We start from the raw sequence: 17,078 nt of genomic DNA on the forward strand, positions 1-17,078 counted from the left end.
AAGATTTGAATTTAACAGAGCGATTACAAACTTCCCTCAATCAGATAGCACGAGAACGCGATCCTTACATAGCAACAGCTGGGCATTTTTTTCTCCAAGAATATATCCGTCAGGAATTTTCCCAATGGGGAAGTGTGGAAATCCACACCTTCCAAGTTAGGGGTAAAGCTTGTAAAAATTTCATCTTAAATTTACCTTCCCAAGTTGGACAGCAAAAAAAAGATTTGCCACCGATTTTAATTGCTGCCCACTATGATGCTGTTCCTGGAACGCCAGCCGCCGATGATAACGCTACAGGTGTGGCAGTGTTGCTGGAATTAGCGAGAAAGTTTGCTGCCGAACCCGCAAGATATCCTTTAAGGCTAGTTGCTTTCGATATGGAAGAATATGGCTTATTAGGTAGTGCTGACTATGCAGCTTTATTGCGCGAACGAAAGCAAGAGCTACGTTTAATGATTTCACTAGAAATGCTGGGTTACAAAGATTCTACACCCGGCTCTCAAAGTTACCCGCCTTTTCTGGAACGCTTCTATCCTAATAGCGGTGATTTTATAGCTTTAATTGGGAATTTGCGGACAATTGCTGACTTAATTGGCATGAGTCGTAGTATTCGCCGAGTTGGTGTTTCTAGTCAATGGCTGCCCGTACCAAATCGAGGTTTAATAGTTCCGCAAACTAGACTTAGCGATCATGCACCTTTTTGGGATTTAGGTTATCCAGCAATGATGGTTACAGATACGGCATTTTTACGCAATCCACATTATCACAAACCTAGTGACACAGTTGCTAGTTTGGATTTAGATTTTCTCAGCGGTGTTTGTGAAGGTTTAGAGATGGCGATTAGGCGATTATAAAGGTTGGAGAGCAAAATACAGTAGGACACAACCATCATTGTGCCCCTACTCATGTACTTTATTTACCTGAAATACACTTTAGGCTTGACCAAATAATTACTAATTCGTAATTCGTAATTCGTAATTAAAGAGGGTTCAAGCCCCACTGATTGTAACTACGAATTACTGTCTTCGAAGCGGTAGCAATAGCGAAGCGTTAGCGACGGAGGAGCGTCGGAACGAGCGTCATTATCAATTACAAATTATTTTGACACTGTACTATATTCATGCTGGAGGTGGATTATGATTGCAGCAAAGGAGTTGTGCCGTTACCGTTAGTTGACGAATTTGCAATTGCAGCTTGAGCAGGTTGAGTAGCAAGAACCGCTGTAACTGGAATAACTTTTGAACTAGATAGTTTACTTCGTTTTCGATTAGAGCCGCCAGCCTTGGAATACTCTATACTGTTTCTGCCGTAGACAGTTGCAACTCCACTTAGCATTCGTTCAGATATTTCGGAGAGGGCTTTATCCATCTCGGTCATTGTTTTACGCGATTCTTCAATAATTGGACACAAGGCTATTATGAGCTTCTAGCATCGCCCGGCTAGTGTTGATCAGGTGGTTGTAAGCTTCAACGCTTAACCCATGTCCTAAATTGAGATTTTCATCAATGGATTTAAGCAAAGCGAGACGACGTTGGGCTTTGTCAATAGCAGCAAAACCACGAGTTCTTAAAGAGATGAAATATCCTTTTTTTATAACTCCTTCTTCAACATAGTGGACGATACTTTTACCTGAGATGGGTAGTTTTGTGTATTTATTTCCTTAAAAATGAAACGGAATAATTACGAGGTTGTCTGTTTTTACTTATTTTCATCTCAATTTTGTGTTTGAGAATTAGTGCAATCAGCAACAGTAATCACCGAAATAATAATTGCGATCGCCAAATCTATAAATGCGAACGCCGAAATAGCAAATGCACTCGCTGAAATAACAATTGCTCTCGCMGAAATAACATTGTAAAGGTAAAACTAGAATATCTAATTCCCTCTCCTTTATAAGGGGAGAGTTAGGGTGGGGTAACTTCCCTCAACCTACAAATAACTTCCCTAATCTTCTCCACCACACCATCAATATCTTGATAAGCTTCTTGATTTGTAAATCTCAAAACCCTCGTACCTTTTGATTCCAAAATGCTTGCCTTTTGCGGTCATATTCTGTAACTCCATCTTGATAGTGACTATCACCATCAATTTCTATAACAAATCTCAATTACGAAGAATAAAAATTCAGTACAAATTTGTCAATACTGTATTGCCTGCGAAATTTACAGCTTTCAACTTGTTGATTAATTAAGTAGATAAAAGCAGAATATTTCTGTTATTTTACCTTTTTCAACAGTAAAATTTAAACCTCCAGGACTGGGTTCTTCAACTATGTAATTTAATTTACTAAATTTTCCATCTTGAGTTATTTCTGTTTTTCCATAGGTTTTAATTACTGTTGATTGTGTATCGCCTACTTTTACTTTATCTATGGTGGAATATTTAGAACTAGTTGTTTTGATTTGGTAAACAGTAAATTTACCTGGTTGAGCATCTTCAGCTAAATCAACTGTGATCCCTGAATATTTGAGAGTACGAACTTTCCCAATAGCAGGTACAAAGTTATTTTCTACTTTTACAGGTTTACCTAAAATTTTTCTGACTTGTGCTTCGGACAAAGAAAGTTTTACGCCGCTTATTCCTAAACGTTCGATAGTTATTGCTGTTGATTGATTCTGAGAAATTTGATAATTAGCGGTGGTAGCAATTACTTGACTATGGTAATAACTAGTCAAGGGAATAATAAAAGTAGTGATACCTACGGCGGGCTGCGCCAAAGCCAACAAAATTACTCTTAACATAATTAGATATTCAATAATGACTTTAGTGTGTGTGTCAGTATTATCACATGCTTTCTGTCTCCTCTTAGAAAATAGATATGAAGTATCTTGAAAATGGGAAAATATCAATAATTATTGAGAGGAATCAATCGTTATGAATTTGATTATTGCGAAGTGGACGATTGAAGAATATCACCGCATGATTGATGCTGGGATTTTGAGCGATCGCCAAGTTGAACTACTCAAAGGAGAAATTGTCGAAATGTCCCCTGAAGGAGTACCCCATGCTTATAGTAGTGGTGAAGCTGGCGACTCTCTAGCAAAATTATTGGGCGATCGCGCTAAAGTTCGTCATGTTAAACCAATTAGCTTACCCAACAACTCGGAACCAGAACCAGATATTGTCATTGTCCAACCTTTAGGACATGAGGATCGAGAACATTATCCCTATCTAGAAAATATTTTCTGGTTAATTGAATATGCTAATTCAAGTTTATAAAAAGATTTATAAATTAAAACCAAACTCTACGCTCAAGCAGGTATTTTAGAATATTGGGTTGTCAATCTCAAAAAGCTACATTTAGTAGTATTTTGAGAAATTATAGACGAATATTATGCAAAAAAACTGACATTCACAGGAAGAATAATTCAACCCCTTGCATTTCCAGATATTTATGTTGCAGTAGAAAAAATGATTAATTGAGGCAATTTCTAGCTTATTTTATCTCTTTGAACCCCAATGTTGTGTAGGCTTAAATCAATAATTTATTGGTATCAACTTCATATAAATACTACTTATTAAGAGAGTTGTACGAATAAATATACATCGTCACGCTGATATTTCAACTTAAATTGTTGATTGTTTTTTAGTTGATTGACCAAGCTAATGGCAAACTCCTGATTACTTAACCAGCCAGGATGACGGACATTGAGCAATATATAATCAAAAACATTTAAATTAACAGGTGGGGAATCGGCATTTGTCAAAGTAATCAGTTTTCGATGGCTTAAATGAGGAGCAATTTTTACTGTGGTGTAAACGCTTCCTTGAGTTTGAACTTGGGCGATCGCTTCTCTTGTTGCTTGCCAAGTATCTATATATGCCAAATATCTGCCCCCAAAATATGTAAACTTTGCCAGACTTAAAAATGCCACCAATGACCACAGAATAATTGCTCGTTTGTTTTGTAGCCATCCCTTACCTGCGGCGAGGCTGGAAATTACAGCTAACAACAGAAATGGCAATGCTGGTAAAGAGTACTGGTATATCAAGTCTTTTTGAGGTTGGTAATCAGCTAGAATATTGAGTGCCAAACAAGGAACAGCTCCTACCAAAGGTTTTATTCCTTGTAGGGAAAGCCCCCAAATTACAGGCGATAGCAGCAGAACCAAATATGCCAAATTATCCAGTGAAAAAGCTTTTACGAAGATAAGTCCTGGCTGAAATGCTATATTTTTAGCAATGTCTAGAACTGAATTACCTAAATAGCTGTAACGTCCGATTGCTGTTGCTTCTGCACTGTTGAAAAAAGGAATAATTACCTGAGTAGCAATTAAAAACCAGACTACACCAGCACAAAGAGCGATCACACCATATAAACGCCGCTTTTCAAATAACAGTAACCAAACTCCCATCGCAGCAACGGTGAGGGATAATATTTCCTTACATCCCAAGGCTAGGAAAATACTTAAACAAAACCACCCCAACTGACCTAATCTTGCTGCTAAAACCGCCGCCAATAGTAGTGGTACAGCTATGACTTCCGGGTGAAAATCGAATAAATTAGCGTTAAACACCACTGGATAGAGGAGATATACAAATGCGATCGCTACTGCTTGACTTTCTTTGAGCCTTGCTTGACGGGCTAAATGCCAAGTAGGCAAAGCGCCTAATGCCAATGCAGTTGCCTGTACGGCAAATAACCAGTAAACAGTGGGGTAAATTTTGTATAGTAAAGCCAAGGGATAGAAGATCCAAGAAGCATGATCGCCGAGAATGTGAAAACCTATTAAAGAACTAATAGGTTGTTCTCCTTGACTAATTAAATAAACCGCTTGGTCAAAAATTGCTAAATCCAAAGCGGTTGATTGAAACAACTCGTGTCGTAAGCTGCTGCACGCAAATAAAATTAACGCACTCACGCCAATCATCCAACCAACACTACCAAGCTGATAGAGTTTTTTTCTCATACGATGAAAAAATATTATTTGCAATCATCAGGCAAGGTACATTGATAATAAACTTAGCTAAACCTTTACGTACTTGTGTGCTTGGCTCTGGTCTGTGTCCCTCTGTGTTTAAAAATATTGGTTCTGTACCTTAATAAACTGGGAATAGACTGACTTGCTTACGACTGGGGTTATGATTCTTCGTTCATCACTTTCACAACAGATTGACTAGATTGGGCTAAATAAATACCTACTAAAACTACAGCAAAAGTTATCCAGTCAAACAAGCCCACCTGTTCTGAAAAAATCAACCAAGCAAAAATTGAAGCTAGAACTGGTTCGGCCAAAAGAGTGACGGCGACAACTCCTGAAGAGATTCGACTGAGGCTGTAAGCTAAAAGTCCCTGACCTAATACTTGGCAGAAAAGGGCTTGAAAAATAATCAAAAACCAACCCATCCCCGAATAGGGGAGTAGTCTATCTTCGAGGAATGGCAGGACGGGTAGGAGAAATATTGTTGTGATTCCACAGCGCCACAGCATTATGGTTGCGGTGCTAAATCGAGACTGGAGTCGTTCTATGAGCAATATACAAGTTGCCATGAAAATCGCAGTCAGAAATGCTAAGGCATCACCAAGTATTTGGTCGGTGGCAAATTGCACCTTATTTATTTCAAATGCGATCGCTCCTAGCAAGGCGATCGTCAAACCAATAACGAATCTGTAATCAAAGCGCTGACCGAATAAGAAATACCCAGCCAAAGCAACGAATAAGGAATTTAAATTAGATAATAAAGCTACGTTAGCAACGTTAGTTTGACTCAGCGACCAAGCCCATAACAGCAGGTAAGTTGCAGCAGCGGTTCCCATTGCTAATAACAGGCAGATTTCTTGTTTGGTTAAAGGCTTGTGTTCGATTGGTTGATTATTGGACTGTTGGTAGCGGAAAGCCTCAAGTCCATTCCATACACCAAAAACAACTGTAGCAATCCAACTACGATGAAATACTACAGCATTTGCACCAATTTCTAGTTGACATAATTTGGTCAGAGATGGTGCTAAAGATATGGGAATTAGAGCAAAAAATAATGACAAAATTCCTACTAAAGCTGGTGTTGAASAGAACTTTTGCTGTAGAAATCCCTGTTTTGTCGTCATATTTTTTGCAAATTTAAATTCAATTKATGACAAATTTTTCTGCTGTACCCAATCTCTAATACCTTTAACATCGATTAACCAACCCAATGCTCTTGGGCAAATCCTACAGCTATTTTGGCCAATAACGTTGCAAACAAGCCGAGTATAAAATATCCTTGGCGAGGATGGCGAGATAGTAGCACACCAATAGCTATATTTAAAGGTACAATTCCATAAGCCAAACGGCTCAAGGAAATTGTGCCTCCAGAGGCTAACAGCAAACCAATACCACAAAAGCCATAGATAACTGTAACTGCGGTGAGCTGCTTTTGTTCGCGCCACAACACAAAGCCACCACCTAACACCATAGCCACGTTCAGCAAGTTATTCATCCACTGGTCACTTGCCAGGAGCGATAAAAATACAACTAAAGCATAAAAGCCATAAGCTAATTTCCCAGAAATAGAATATTTCTGCAAGCGCCATAAAAAATAGCCACTACCAACAATTACAGCCACCAACAAAAGATACCAGGGGTCTTCAATACCGCCAGATGGGTTTTGCACCCAACCAAATTGCCAATTGTCGGTACCAACTACAATTTGCATCAGCATGTTTAACCAACCCTGCCAATCAAACCCAAAAGAAGGTCGCCATCCCCGTTGTGCTTGGATAAAAGCTAAAGGATTACCAAAATAAATCGCACAATATAAACTGAATAGAAGTATGCCAATAGCGGTAGCAAAGCTAGCAATATAAGCAATAAGTGGTCTGCGTTCTTTCCAAGCTGCGATCGCCAACGCTAAAATTAGTGCCATACCCGTGGGACGTGTTGCTGTCGCCATCGCACCCCAAACCGCAGTCCAGCGATATTGCTTGCGATCAAAAGCCCGCAAAGCCGCCGTACTTAAAAACAAATACAGTCCCTCTGTGTAAATCACTGCCGTGAACATAGACGATGGATAGCAACAAACCACAGCACTCACCCACTGGGCAACATTGTTGCCATAATGCTCTTTGCTCCAAAAATATACACAGTAAAGGGCTGCGAAAAATGCCAAGTTGTTTAGCAAAGTGCCCGCTAATTCAAACGGCAAACCCAGCTTCATCAAAACCCAGATACTTAAGGGAAACAGCGGAAAAAACGCTAGATTATGTTGGTTCCCGTCATCGACAAATTCATAACCAGAAGTAGCGATCGCTCGGTAATGCATACTATCCCATCCATCAAAAACCTGCCACCCAAAATGGGGCACAAATGCTTCTGCTGGTAACGGTAGCCTTGGCGCAACCAACAACATAGCTATCCAAATCAATATTCGACTAGCAAGCCATATTGCGGCTGGAAATAGGAAATCAGTTTTCCATAAAACTTTTCTGATAGCTATCTGAACTTTGACCATAGACTTGAGTATTTCAAAATACTACTTTATCCATCCTCTTATCTATGAATACATCTCAGTAGTTTATGAGTAAGATTTTGCATATTCAATCCTCCACCACATCAAGTAACAAACCGAACAAATCGCCAATTACTAGAGAATATTTTCTCTTTTGCTTCTTTTTGGCAATTTCTCAGCATTCATATTTAAACATATCGTATTTATCAATACAAATTTTGTCATTAAACATTAGTTATTTTCCTTATCTCCCCATCTCCCCACCACCCCACCTTCATCATCTTCCGCTTGGTCAGCATACCCCTCCTGCTCTTAAGCAAGGCTGGGTGTAGCGTCTGGTAGAGAAGTCGAACCACCCACTCCCCGTCAGTGTATCGATTATGGCGATCGCTATTACCAAAGAGTCCTCAGCAATTTATATTGAGAGTTATCTGTAAATCCTTAAATAATAATTGTGAAAGCGATTACTCTTGTTGGTTCTACTGGTTCTATTGGAACTCAGACTTTAGATATTGTTAGTCAGTACCCAGATCAATTTCGGATTGTGGGATTGGCAGCTGGGCGTAATGTGGAAATGTTCGCTGCTCAAATTCGGCAATTTCGACCGAAAATAGCAGCAATTTGCTTAGAAGATAAATTACCAGCACTTAAAGAAGCCATTAAAGACCTCGATCCCCAACCGATTCTACTGGCTGGTGAGGCTGGAGTCATAGAAGTCGCCCGCTATGGCGAAGCCGAAACGGTAGTTACCGGAATCGTGGGTTGTGCTGGTTTGTTACCAACGATCGCAGCTATTGAAGCTGGTAAAGATATTGCCTTAGCAAACAAGGAAACCCTAATTGCTGGTGCCCCAGTGGTTCTACCACTAGTGCAAAAGCATGGTGTAAAATTATTACCTGCTGATTCCGAACATTCAGCGATATTTCAGTGCCTACAAGGTGTGCCAAAAAAAGGTTTGCGGCGGATTTTACTGACTGCATCTGGTGGGGCTTTTCGCGATTGGGATGTAGAAAAGTTAGCAGAAGTGACTGTTGCTGATGCTTTGAAACATCCCAATTGGTCGATGGGGCGGAAAATCACAGTAGACTCTGCTACTTTGATGAATAAAGGGCTGGAAGTAATTGAGGCTCACTTCCTGTTTGGCTTGGATTATGACGATATCGAAATTGTCATCCATCCCCAAAGCATTATTCACTCGCTGATTGAACTCCAAGATACGTCAGTTTTAGCCCAACTCGGTTGGCCGGATATGCGTTTACCTCTACTGTATGCCTTATCTTGGCCCGATCGCATTTACACCGACTGGGAACGCTTAGATTTGGTGAAAGCTGGAAACTTAACCTTCCGCGAACCAGATCACCAGAAGTATCCTTGTATGAAATTGGCTTATGCTGTGGGTAAAGCTGGCGGTTCTATGCCAGCTGTATTGAATGCCGCAAATGAACAAGCTGTGGCTTTATTTTTATCAGAAAAAATTCGCTTTTTAGATATTCCTCGGTGTATCGAATGGGTGTGCGATCGCCATCAAAATAATAACCGTGCAAATCCATCTTTAGATGACATTTTGGCAGCAGATCAATGGGCAAGACAAGAAGTTTTAAATGCAACTGAAAAGTTAGAAACTGACTCGCGGATAATTTCCCTGCGATAAAAACCTTTACTCAAATACCCGAAAGGCACATTTTCTAGCTCTTGACTAATTCTGGTTTAGCCTTCAATCTAATGCTGAGGGATTTCTAAATAAAAAACATTCAACTTTCCTTGTGGAGTGGGTGTCTCACCCGCCGTATAAGCAAGAGCGGACAAGATGTCCACCCCACAAGTAGTAACTTATTTCTTGGTGATCTCTGAAGGCTAACAGCTATCAGCTCTGAAGTTCTCACTGATGATTAATAATTATTTCTAGCATTAACACCCACTTAACTTCTGCAACTTGCAACGGTTTTGTAGAAAGCTTTCTCGGTTCTGGTAATGGTTTATTTTCTATAGTTGAAGGATATAGCCGACTTTTGATACCATCGCTTTCGACTCTCTTACTTTTTCGGTATTACCCCTTACAGCCATTCCAAAAATATCACTCTTGTATCTTGTAATTATTAATACATAAATTTAAATAAAAAACCTTTTCAGGAATTCTGCCAAATTGCCAAATAAGTTCCCTCTTACCTGAATTGTTGTCTCGTTTTCAGGTAAGATAGCATTGGCACAGTTACACCAAAAATCTCAGCTTTAGTATCTACTCGCAATTACTTTAACAGCTTTAGCACCAATAATTGTTACTCAGATAAAAGTTTACTTTTTTGAATAAAACCTTTTCAAATAACGGCTATTGTTAAGGAATTTATATATTATGATTGCTACGTTAATTGTAGCTTGGATTGTCTTCATAATATTATGGAAGTTGCTGAAAGCAACCGTGAGTACTGCATTGACTCTCGCAGCAATCCTTATTTTATTAAATATCAGTTTTGGTATTACTCCGCAAGATATTTGGCATCACATAAGCCAGTTTGCTCAAACTATTTCGCAAATCAAAAGTGGCAAGTAAAAATTAAAAATTAACTTTTGCTAATCAACGTAAATTACAAACATATATAGACAAAATTTTCATCTACAATCTTTGTCTATCAACTATTTAACGCTGAAATTTTAGCCAATGCATCCTTAACACTTGGTGGTAATTGACGCATAATCTTGCCTCTTTCGCGATCTAAAGCTACTAAGGTGACCTTAGCTGTGACGTATAATTGTTGTCCATCAGTTGACACAATGGCATAATCCCAATCGATCCGGACACCAGTGACCTCAGCCATACGGGTTTTAACTACCGCTGCCATACCTAATAGAATTGAACGATGATAGCGTACTGACAATTCTACAACTGGTAAATCGCAACCTAAAGCTACTAAATCAGCAAATTCAATACCGATAGACCGTAAGCATTCAACTCGTGCTTCTTCCATCCAAGCTAAATAGGAACCATGCCACACATTACCCGCATAGTCAGTGTGGTGGGGTTGCACTCTTACAGGATATCCAAACCAGTTCTCAAATGCATGACTTGATGGTTTGTCAAGGGCACTGGTTGGTTGTAGTTTCGGTTGGTTGGGTTTTTCTTCTGACATTTTCAAGTTTGTGGACACTTATTTTCACAACTCATAAATTATCCAAATATCGAATAGTATAAAAATTAATTGCGTTCTAGGACTTCTTGATTTAAAACTTACACTTTTGAGTACAGTGAGTGTTTTGTTATGCGGCCTAATCTCCGGTATGTTAGTGTTGTGACTTTAACTCTACTTAGTGTAGTAGGTTTTGGGATGGCTTACGCAGAAAATAACCAAGTAGGTACAAATACAAAGTTGCGATGTCTGACGACAAGCCGCTGTGCGTCTACAGATTTTGGAGAAAAGGCTCAAGCTTTACCCCAGAATAATCAACTCTCAGAAATTGAAAGGCTCAACCAAGAAGCTATCAAACAATCTCAGCAAGGTCAATCACAACAAGCATTGCAAAGATTAGAAAAAGCTTTAGCCATCAGTAGAGAGTACGGTGAGCGTTCTTGGGAAGCTATAACATTCAATAATATCGGTAGAGTATATCAAACTCAAAGAAAGTATTCTGAAGCACTCCAATCTTATCAGCAAGCCGTATTTATTAATAAAGAACTTGGGGATCTCGTTCGACTTGGCAAAACATACAGTAACATGGGTTACTTATTCGATATTCAAAACCAACCAGAGTTAGCAATTCTTTTCTACAAGCGCTGTGTAATTAATCGTGAGAAAGCTCGCTTGAATCCATCAGCCCTAACTGCACGACAACCAGATGCATATAGCATAACTGTTAACCAGACATATCGCTTTTTGAGTGAACGATTACTCAAACAAGAACGTATTCCGGAAGCGCAACGGACAATGGATTTACTCAAAGTTGAAGAATTAGAGGAGTATCTCCAAAATGTGCCAGGAAATCAACGTACTATTAAAGGCATTGATATAGTGGCACAAGAAAAACCAATTACCCAAAAGTTGGATCAAACTCTAGATAATGCTGTTGTACTCGGTAAAGAACTCACAAAACTCCGAAAAATTTCTCCCGAAGAGCGATCACCACAACAAAAACAACGCATCGAACAGTTAGTATTAAATCAACAGCAACTCTTGGATGAATTTAATAAATTTCTTGATAGTCCTCCTGTGAGAGCGCAGATAGAACAAATTAGCCGTACCGCTAGGCAGCAAAACTTGGATTTAGAAAGTCTAAATCAAGTTCGGAATAATTTGGCGCGATTACCCCAAAAATCCGCACTACTCTATCCATTAATTTTAAAAGATAGCTTGGAATTGGTATTAGTAACTCCCGAATCTCCACCAATTCATCGCACTGTTGCTGTAACAAGCGAAAATCTCTATCAAACAATAGAAGATTTCCGCCAAGCTTTAATTAATCCCAGTCAAAATATCAAACCACCTGCACACCAATTATATAACTGGCTGATTCAACCAATAGAAAAAGACCTGAAATTTTCAGGTACACAAACTCTGATTTATGCTCCAGATGACCAATTACGTTACATTCCTCTAAGCGCTTTATATGATGGCAAAAATTGGTTAGTGGAGCGGTTTAGTGTAAATCACATTACATCTGCTAGCTTGACTAACTTAAATAGTCCAAAACAATCGGCTTTGCGGGTTTTAGCAGGTGCTTTTACTAAAGGTAATTATCGAATCCAAGTTGGTAATCGCCAAGTTGCTTTTGCTGGTTTGCCATTTGCAACGCAGGAAGTAGACAGCTTAGCTGCGGCGATTCCTGAAACTAAGAAGCTTTTAAACGATGCCTTTAGTCCTAGAGTTGCGGTACCCCAAATGGATGATTATACAATTGTCCATTTAGCAACTCATGCAGCCTTTGTGGTGGGTAAACCAGAAGACTCATTTATTTTATTCGGGAATGGCGATCGCGTTAACTTTAGAAATGTCTCTACTTGGTCACTCCCGAATGTGGATTTAGTAGTACTGAGCGCCTGTGAAACCGGCTTGGGAGGCAAATTGGGTAACGGTGAGGAAATTTTGGGCTTTGGCTATCAGATGCAACAAACCGGTGCTAAAGCCGCCATCGCCTCGTTATGGTCTGTAGATGACGGTGGTACACAAGCACTGATGAGCGCTTTTTATAATATTCTCTCTTCTGAGAAGTTAACTAAAACTCAAGCCCTACGACAAGCTCAAATCTCATTAATTACCGGATCGCAGGCCAAAAATAACAATGCACCTGCAACGCCAGTTAATAACTTTAGTCATCCGTACTACTGGGCACCTTTTATTTTGATTGGCAACGGACTTTAAAGAAATATAAGAAATAAATTATCCCGTTTGAAGTTGTTGACTGTTGATATTATGATCGCGCTTTGATGAAATTTGACCACAATAGGAGCGATCGCTTTTTAATTCAGCACGACACGCCCATGCTGCTAGAGCGAACATGTAGCAATCAGCAGCCATATCCGCTACCTGTGAGTGTGGTGCATCTTAACACTTAAATAGCTCAAGGCTGAAAATTTTGCTAGTGAAGTTTTGGCACATACAAAAAATACGCGACGGACTAACCACTAGCCGCTCGCTTAATGCTAACTGAGAATGAGTAATCAGCGATCGCTAACCAACGTGCTATTACCAATTACCAGTTAGCGAAAATCAATTTGTAATTTGCTATCTTGCTTTAGAACCTTAACAGTTCTTAGCCAGAGTTTTGGAGTCTGTATCAGTTTGCATAGATTGCTTGACAAGATTAGCCAACTCTTGTAACTGATTAATTGCTTCCGCACCTTCTAACTTCATTAATTCGCGGTCATCCCGCATTTCTGTCCAAGTAATCCCATAATCGGACACTAAAAACCGAATCAAGTGGTTATCACCCAAGCTAACCATAAACGATGCGCTATTCATTTGGTCGCCACAGGTGTAACATGACGCAGGATACCCACGCCGCTCTAATACAATCGCCAAGGCTTGCAGGTTCATTACCAAGTCTTGGACAAATTGTCGATGTTGATGTGCTAGTCTCAGAAACACTTTAGTCCTCCAGACACCACAGTCATTTGAGTTACTTTTATATTTTCTTTAGATTTTCCCATCCACTGGTATTGTAAACTATTCATTACAATTACTAGACAGATGATATTGAGTCGTTAGTTAACTACCTTGTTTAGGGTAGAGCATCAGAGTTTTGAGCGTCGTATCAAACTATTCAGTTTGGAAGTTCAAAATCTGGGAGAGAATTGTTAAATTTAACTTATGATTTTGCACAGTTGCGTGAAGGTAAATTCCTACACTACGCGATCGCTTTAAGAGTAACTCAAATCTACAACTAGTCAACTACGGAAAAGCTACATATTACGTTGTTTTTAACTATGTGCAGATAGAATTCACTGCCAATACACAGCCTAACGTAGTTTTGCGCGATTTTAGTGACTCTTGCTTGCATATTTAATCTGTTCTATTTCTAACGTAGATTTTGGTATGCACAGACTATTAGGTATACCAAATTTGTTCCTCCTAGCTATATATATTTGAGTAGATGAAGTGCAATTGCTAAATTAAGTATTAAATTCCCGAATTAATATAAATTTAGATACTAAATCTACGTAAGTAAGAGATTGGACTGAGTGTGGAATTCAGAATAGATAAACTCAACACTGACAATACCTAAACTCAGGAAAGCAATGTTGCCATTTAGGCAACATTTTTAGCCATATTAATCTGCTTTTATTTTTGAACTCTTAGAGCGTGGTGTGCGAAGCGCGATAGGCAGGGAAAAGGGGATCAACCTTCGAGTTGAGGGCGAGTTTTTTCACAAGAAGTAGAGGGGCACAGGAGAAAAAAGATTTTTGGTATAAGCACCGTCGCTTGTGGGTAGTACAACTTTTACCCTCTCCTTGTGTGCCTGTTTTTGACGCAATCAAATAGGAGTTCTATATCTGTTTGTGGTTAAGCTCTATAAGGATGAAGTGACTTAAAACTAGTGCTGATAGTTGCTTTCATCAGTTTCATAAATACATTTCCTACTGTCACAGCCAAAGGATGATGCAATTCACCCATTTTTCCTGCTCGTAAGGACTGCTCGACAATTACCTTTGTGTGGGGAAACCGCTTTAAATCATACTGTTGGAAAGCTTGCGTTCTGGCTGTGCTTCAGTCGCGGTGGCGGCTGCATACCAATACATCCGCCCTTTACCCAGCAAGCAAGGCTTGTATGAGGTCGTGTTGGAGCGATCGCATTAATTTTAGCCGGTGTTAAAAACACTCAATAGTTGTTAATAAACTACTTCCCACCAACCAAAAGCCGGGCCGATAAAACGGATGGTTAGCCATGCAGCAGCCATGACACCAATACCTATCCATGCACCGCGAGTAGTCCAACTGACAAATGATTGCGCTTGAGTTTTTGTGATTGGAATCCAAGGCAAGATACGAGTTTCTTGACCGTATGCTTCTCCAAGTGAGGTTTTGCGACGCTTTGCTTCACCCATAATCAGTAATTGAAATCAACTTAGGTTCTAACTTTAATCTTGCCAGCAATTGTGGTTATAGACAATTAGGGTATGGTCAGTGTTAACTCTTGAGCAAAGCGTCTCCAGCTTGGCTCAAGCGTGAGGAGTTATTCCCAGATTTCTCACAAGAGTGTGGGGAGTGTGGGAGGTGAGGAGTAAAGGAAGCAAACAAACGATTATTCTTGCCCATCCCCTTATCTCCCTAATCCCCAATCCTCTTAAGCCGAATTTTCCTCATCTGTATTAGAAAACAGACTGGGATCTAGATAGTTAATGCGTGCTAGCGGACTTAAAGCTGCAAGAATTTGAGCGCCGTAGCTGCGGTTAACTACACGACTATCAAGTAAAGCGACAATACCTTGACTTTCTCGCACTGGAGCGATCGCTCTTTGTAATTCATTTAAGGCAGTCGGTAATAAGTATAAACGGAACCAATCTTGATGCGATCGCTTATAACGAGCAACTCTGCCAGCTACTAAGGGATTTTCTAAAGATGGTAGCGGCAAAGTCGCAATAATTAACAGCTGGGGTGCAGGCAAGACTCGGTGATGTTCCCGCCAAAATTCCCAACCACTGATTAAAATACCATTTTCATCTAAACAAGTTTTTTCTACCTGCACCCGCGATCCAAACTCTGAGGCCAAAATTGCTCCGACTTGCGACTTGAGTGGGACATCGCCCACCAAGATCAGGGTTAATCCCGGCGCTGTAGCACTCAAACAAACCAGCGTGCGGACTTTGTGAATAAATGCCGCTTGAAATTCTGGTGTATTAGGTAGGGGTAATTTATAGGGTACATACAATTGAATTGCTTCGGCTTGACTCTCCGAAGAAAATTTTAGGCAAGTTACATCCTCCAAACCGAGACGGTGACGAAAAAGGGGAGCTTCAGTTTCCGGTTCTATGGCACTGCCAATTAAAACTACTGGTTGTCGCTGCCAAATGGGGGAAAGTATTTTTTCTAATTCCATTGKGGCGTAATGTAAAGAAAATAAACCTTGGCGACGAGCAATAGTTGCCCAGAACAGGGCAGGGGATCCACTAGGAGAAAGATTTTCGTCGCGGGTTCGAAATTGTTGCCAGAAATTTTTCCAATTATCTGGGAGATTACTGAGCTCTAAAGTAGAATAAAGATGGTTTAAAAGGTCTATTTCTGTCCCAGAGATGAGATAGCACTCATAGGGATTAGCAGGATGCTGAAAAAGTTCGTGTGTCAGTTGTATCCGTACTTCGCGAATTGCCTCAGCTTGGTGTGGGCAAGCTAGCATGAGTTGATCCCAATCATGGGGTTGAATTTCTTGGGTGAGCTGATGACGCACCCAATCTTCGAGATCGTCTACTCCATCAATAATTGTAGGAATACCTTGGGGAAAGCGATCGCCATCAAACTGTCCTTTTAACCAAGCTTCTGGGGAAGTCAACAGTAGCCCTTGGAACTGGGCATCAGGCCATGCCTCACCAGTCCTAATCGATTTATTGGCTGGCAGCCATTGCTGTAGGCGAGGAATTTCCACCCGCAACAGCATTTGTTGCACAGTTTCTTGAGCAACAATAATTACAGGTCCATGCCACATCAAGGCTGATGCTACGAAACTGGTACGATATCGTCCTTGATAGCCACAAACTGCCCCTACTTGAATTAGGGCGCTACGTTCAAGGCGCAAGGCGCGTGCTACCAACCGTGCCATCGTCAAATGATGAGGCCAGGAAGGGAACCCCGCCTGCGATCGCAAAAAGTTATGTAGTGACAAATGAACTTCTGCCTCAATCACACGCTTTTAATCCCATAACAAAGTGACTTTTACGAACAAAGCCCCATTTCTATTATGTTGTCCTTTATCATTAGTCACTTGTCATTTGTCCTCAGTTACAAAGTTGAGGCAGTCCGTTGGCTCTTTTCTCTGCTTAAAGGAACTGCCGTTGAGCCAATGCTCAGACTAGGTGGCAACTCTTTTAGTGGCATCTGATGCCTTAGCCAAGCCGCTCACCAAGTGTCTGTGCAGGCAACCTCTCTACAGACGCTTTGCCTAGCTTGCTTATTTGTTCGCATAGCCTCTCATAGACAAGGAGTAAGCAATCTTATTTTGCGCTTTGTCATTTG

The 17,078-nt window shown here is 40.2% G+C and carries 15 protein-coding genes and 1 pseudogene; 5 read left to right on the forward strand and 11 right to left on the reverse strand.

The genetic code is table 11. From position 1 onward, the window contains the following. The first annotated feature begins 5 nt into the window (after positions 1–5). Positions 6–854 carry a M28 family peptidase gene (locus FCR06_RS10725; protein WP_138499388.1) on the forward strand — a complete coding sequence of 283 codons (849 nt, stop codon included), beginning with the start codon at positions 6–8 and terminating at the stop codon, positions 852–854. A gap of 280 nt (positions 855–1,134) precedes the next feature. On the opposite strand, the gene FCR06_RS33500 is transcribed toward FCR06_RS10725, so the two are convergent. The 3 genes from FCR06_RS33500 to FCR06_RS10740 all read right to left on the reverse strand — a co-directional run bounded on the left by FCR06_RS33500 (position 1,135) and on the right by FCR06_RS10740 (position 2,741). After that, positions 1,135–1,377: a hypothetical protein gene (locus tag FCR06_RS33500; protein ID WP_223280100.1), complete on the reverse strand. Its 243-nt coding sequence runs from the start codon at positions 1,375–1,377 to the stop codon at positions 1,135–1,137. Between the two features lie 527 nt (positions 1,378–1,904). After that, on the reverse strand, positions 1,905–2,027 hold the full coding sequence (locus FCR06_RS34585; protein ID WP_223280101.1) for a DUF559 domain-containing protein: 123 nt from the start codon (positions 2,025–2,027) through the stop codon (positions 1,905–1,907). Between the two features lie 156 nt (positions 2,028–2,183). Further along, the gene (locus FCR06_RS10740) at positions 2,184–2,741 is read right to left on the reverse strand and encodes a hypothetical protein (RefSeq protein WP_138499390.1); all 558 of its coding nucleotides are present in this window, start codon (positions 2,739–2,741) and stop codon (positions 2,184–2,186) included. A gap of 133 nt (positions 2,742–2,874) precedes the next feature. Here FCR06_RS10740 and FCR06_RS10745 point away from each other — a divergent pair. Next, positions 2,875–3,423: pseudogene (locus FCR06_RS10745) on the forward strand (Uma2 family endonuclease). 95 nt (positions 3,424–3,518) lie between these two features. Here the strand turns inward: FCR06_RS10745 and FCR06_RS10750 are convergent. From FCR06_RS10750 to FCR06_RS10760, 3 genes are all read right to left on the reverse strand, one after another. Further along, on the reverse strand, positions 3,519–4,910 hold the full coding sequence (locus FCR06_RS10750; RefSeq protein ID WP_138499393.1) for a DUF2079 domain-containing protein: 1,392 nt from the start codon (positions 4,908–4,910) through the stop codon (positions 3,519–3,521). 170 nt (positions 4,911–5,080) lie between these two features. Then, entirely contained in the window at positions 5,081–6,046 is a 966-nt protein-coding gene (locus FCR06_RS10755) for a DMT family transporter (RefSeq protein ID WP_138499395.1), read from the reverse strand. A 74-nt stretch (positions 6,047–6,120) separates the two neighbouring features. Then, the gene (locus FCR06_RS10760) at positions 6,121–7,428 is read right to left on the reverse strand and encodes a mannosyltransferase family protein (protein WP_138499397.1); all 1,308 of its coding nucleotides are present in this window, start codon (positions 7,426–7,428) and stop codon (positions 6,121–6,123) included. Between the two features lie 451 nt (positions 7,429–7,879). Here FCR06_RS10760 and dxr point away from each other — a divergent pair, with 451 nt between their 5' ends. Together dxr and FCR06_RS10770 are read left to right on the forward strand one after the other, a co-directional pair. Next, the gene (gene dxr / locus FCR06_RS10765; protein ID WP_138499399.1) at positions 7,880–9,076 is read left to right on the forward strand and encodes a 1-deoxy-D-xylulose-5-phosphate reductoisomerase; all 1,197 of its coding nucleotides are present in this window, start codon (positions 7,880–7,882) and stop codon (positions 9,074–9,076) included. A 699-nt stretch (positions 9,077–9,775) separates the two neighbouring features. Beyond that, the gene (locus tag FCR06_RS10770) at positions 9,776–9,973 is read left to right on the forward strand and encodes a hypothetical protein (RefSeq protein ID WP_138499401.1); all 198 of its coding nucleotides are present in this window, start codon (positions 9,776–9,778) and stop codon (positions 9,971–9,973) included. 79 nt (positions 9,974–10,052) lie between these two features. Here FCR06_RS10770 and FCR06_RS10775 read toward each other — a convergent pair whose 3' ends face one another. Beyond that, a complete protein-coding gene (locus FCR06_RS10775; protein WP_138499403.1) occupies positions 10,053–10,550 on the reverse strand; it encodes an acyl-CoA thioesterase in 498 nt (165 codons plus the stop codon). A 129-nt stretch (positions 10,551–10,679) separates the two neighbouring features. Between FCR06_RS10775 and FCR06_RS10780 the strand changes: the two genes are divergently transcribed. Next, on the forward strand, positions 10,680–12,773 hold the full coding sequence (locus tag FCR06_RS10780; protein WP_138499405.1) for a CHAT domain-containing protein: 2,094 nt from the start codon (positions 10,680–10,682) through the stop codon (positions 12,771–12,773). 18 nt (positions 12,774–12,791) lie between these two features. On the opposite strand, the gene FCR06_RS32505 is transcribed toward FCR06_RS10780, so the two are convergent. The 4 genes from FCR06_RS32505 to FCR06_RS10795 form a co-directional block, all read right to left on the reverse strand. Continuing rightward, positions 12,792–12,929, reverse strand: coding sequence for a hypothetical protein (locus tag FCR06_RS32505; protein ID WP_189523372.1), 138 nt, complete (start codon positions 12,927–12,929; stop codon positions 12,792–12,794). A gap of 225 nt (positions 12,930–13,154) precedes the next feature. Beyond that, entirely contained in the window at positions 13,155–13,499 is a 345-nt protein-coding gene (locus FCR06_RS10785) for a DUF1815 family protein (RefSeq protein WP_138499408.1), read from the reverse strand. 1,241 nt (positions 13,500–14,740) lie between these two features. After that, a complete protein-coding gene (locus FCR06_RS10790; RefSeq protein ID WP_138499410.1) occupies positions 14,741–14,956 on the reverse strand; it encodes a DUF2839 domain-containing protein in 216 nt (71 codons plus the stop codon). 239 nt (positions 14,957–15,195) lie between these two features. Next, on the reverse strand, positions 15,196–16,749 hold the full coding sequence (locus tag FCR06_RS10795; protein WP_138499412.1) for a helicase C-terminal domain-containing protein: 1,554 nt from the start codon (positions 16,747–16,749) through the stop codon (positions 15,196–15,198). Positions 16,750–17,078: the final 329 nt, after the last annotated feature.

The organism is Nostoc sp. PA-18-2419 (assembly GCF_005869855.1).
Classification (GTDB): Bacteria; Cyanobacteriota; Cyanobacteriia; order Cyanobacteriales; family Nostocaceae; genus Nostoc.

Excerpts from the sequence above, each read along its gene's own strand:
- FCR06_RS33500 (WP_223280100.1), bottom strand. The coding sequence starts at position 1,377 with ATGACCGAGATGGATAAAGCCCTCTCCGAAATATCTGAACGAATGCTA.
- FCR06_RS10740 (WP_138499390.1), bottom strand. The coding sequence starts at position 2,741 with ATGTTAAGAGTAATTTTGTTGGCTTTGGCGCAGCCCGCCGTAGGTATC.
- FCR06_RS10750 (WP_138499393.1), bottom strand. The coding sequence starts at position 4,910 with ATGAGAAAAAAACTCTATCAGCTTGGTAGTGTTGGTTGGATGATTGGC.
- FCR06_RS10760 (WP_138499397.1), bottom strand. The coding sequence starts at position 7,428 with ATGGTCAAAGTTCAGATAGCTATCAGAAAAGTTTTATGGAAAACTGAT.
- FCR06_RS10770 (WP_138499401.1), top strand. The coding sequence starts at position 9,776 with ATGATTGCTACGTTAATTGTAGCTTGGATTGTCTTCATAATATTATGG.
- FCR06_RS10775 (WP_138499403.1), bottom strand. The coding sequence starts at position 10,550 with ATGTCAGAAGAAAAACCCAACCAACCGAAACTACAACCAACCAGTGCC.
- FCR06_RS10780 (WP_138499405.1), top strand. The coding sequence starts at position 10,680 with ATGCGGCCTAATCTCCGGTATGTTAGTGTTGTGACTTTAACTCTACTT.
- FCR06_RS32505 (WP_189523372.1), bottom strand. The coding sequence starts at position 12,929 with ATGGCTGCTGATTGCTACATGTTCGCTCTAGCAGCATGGGCGTGTCGT.
- FCR06_RS10790 (WP_138499410.1), bottom strand. The coding sequence starts at position 14,956 with ATGGGTGAAGCAAAGCGTCGCAAAACCTCACTTGGAGAAGCATACGGT.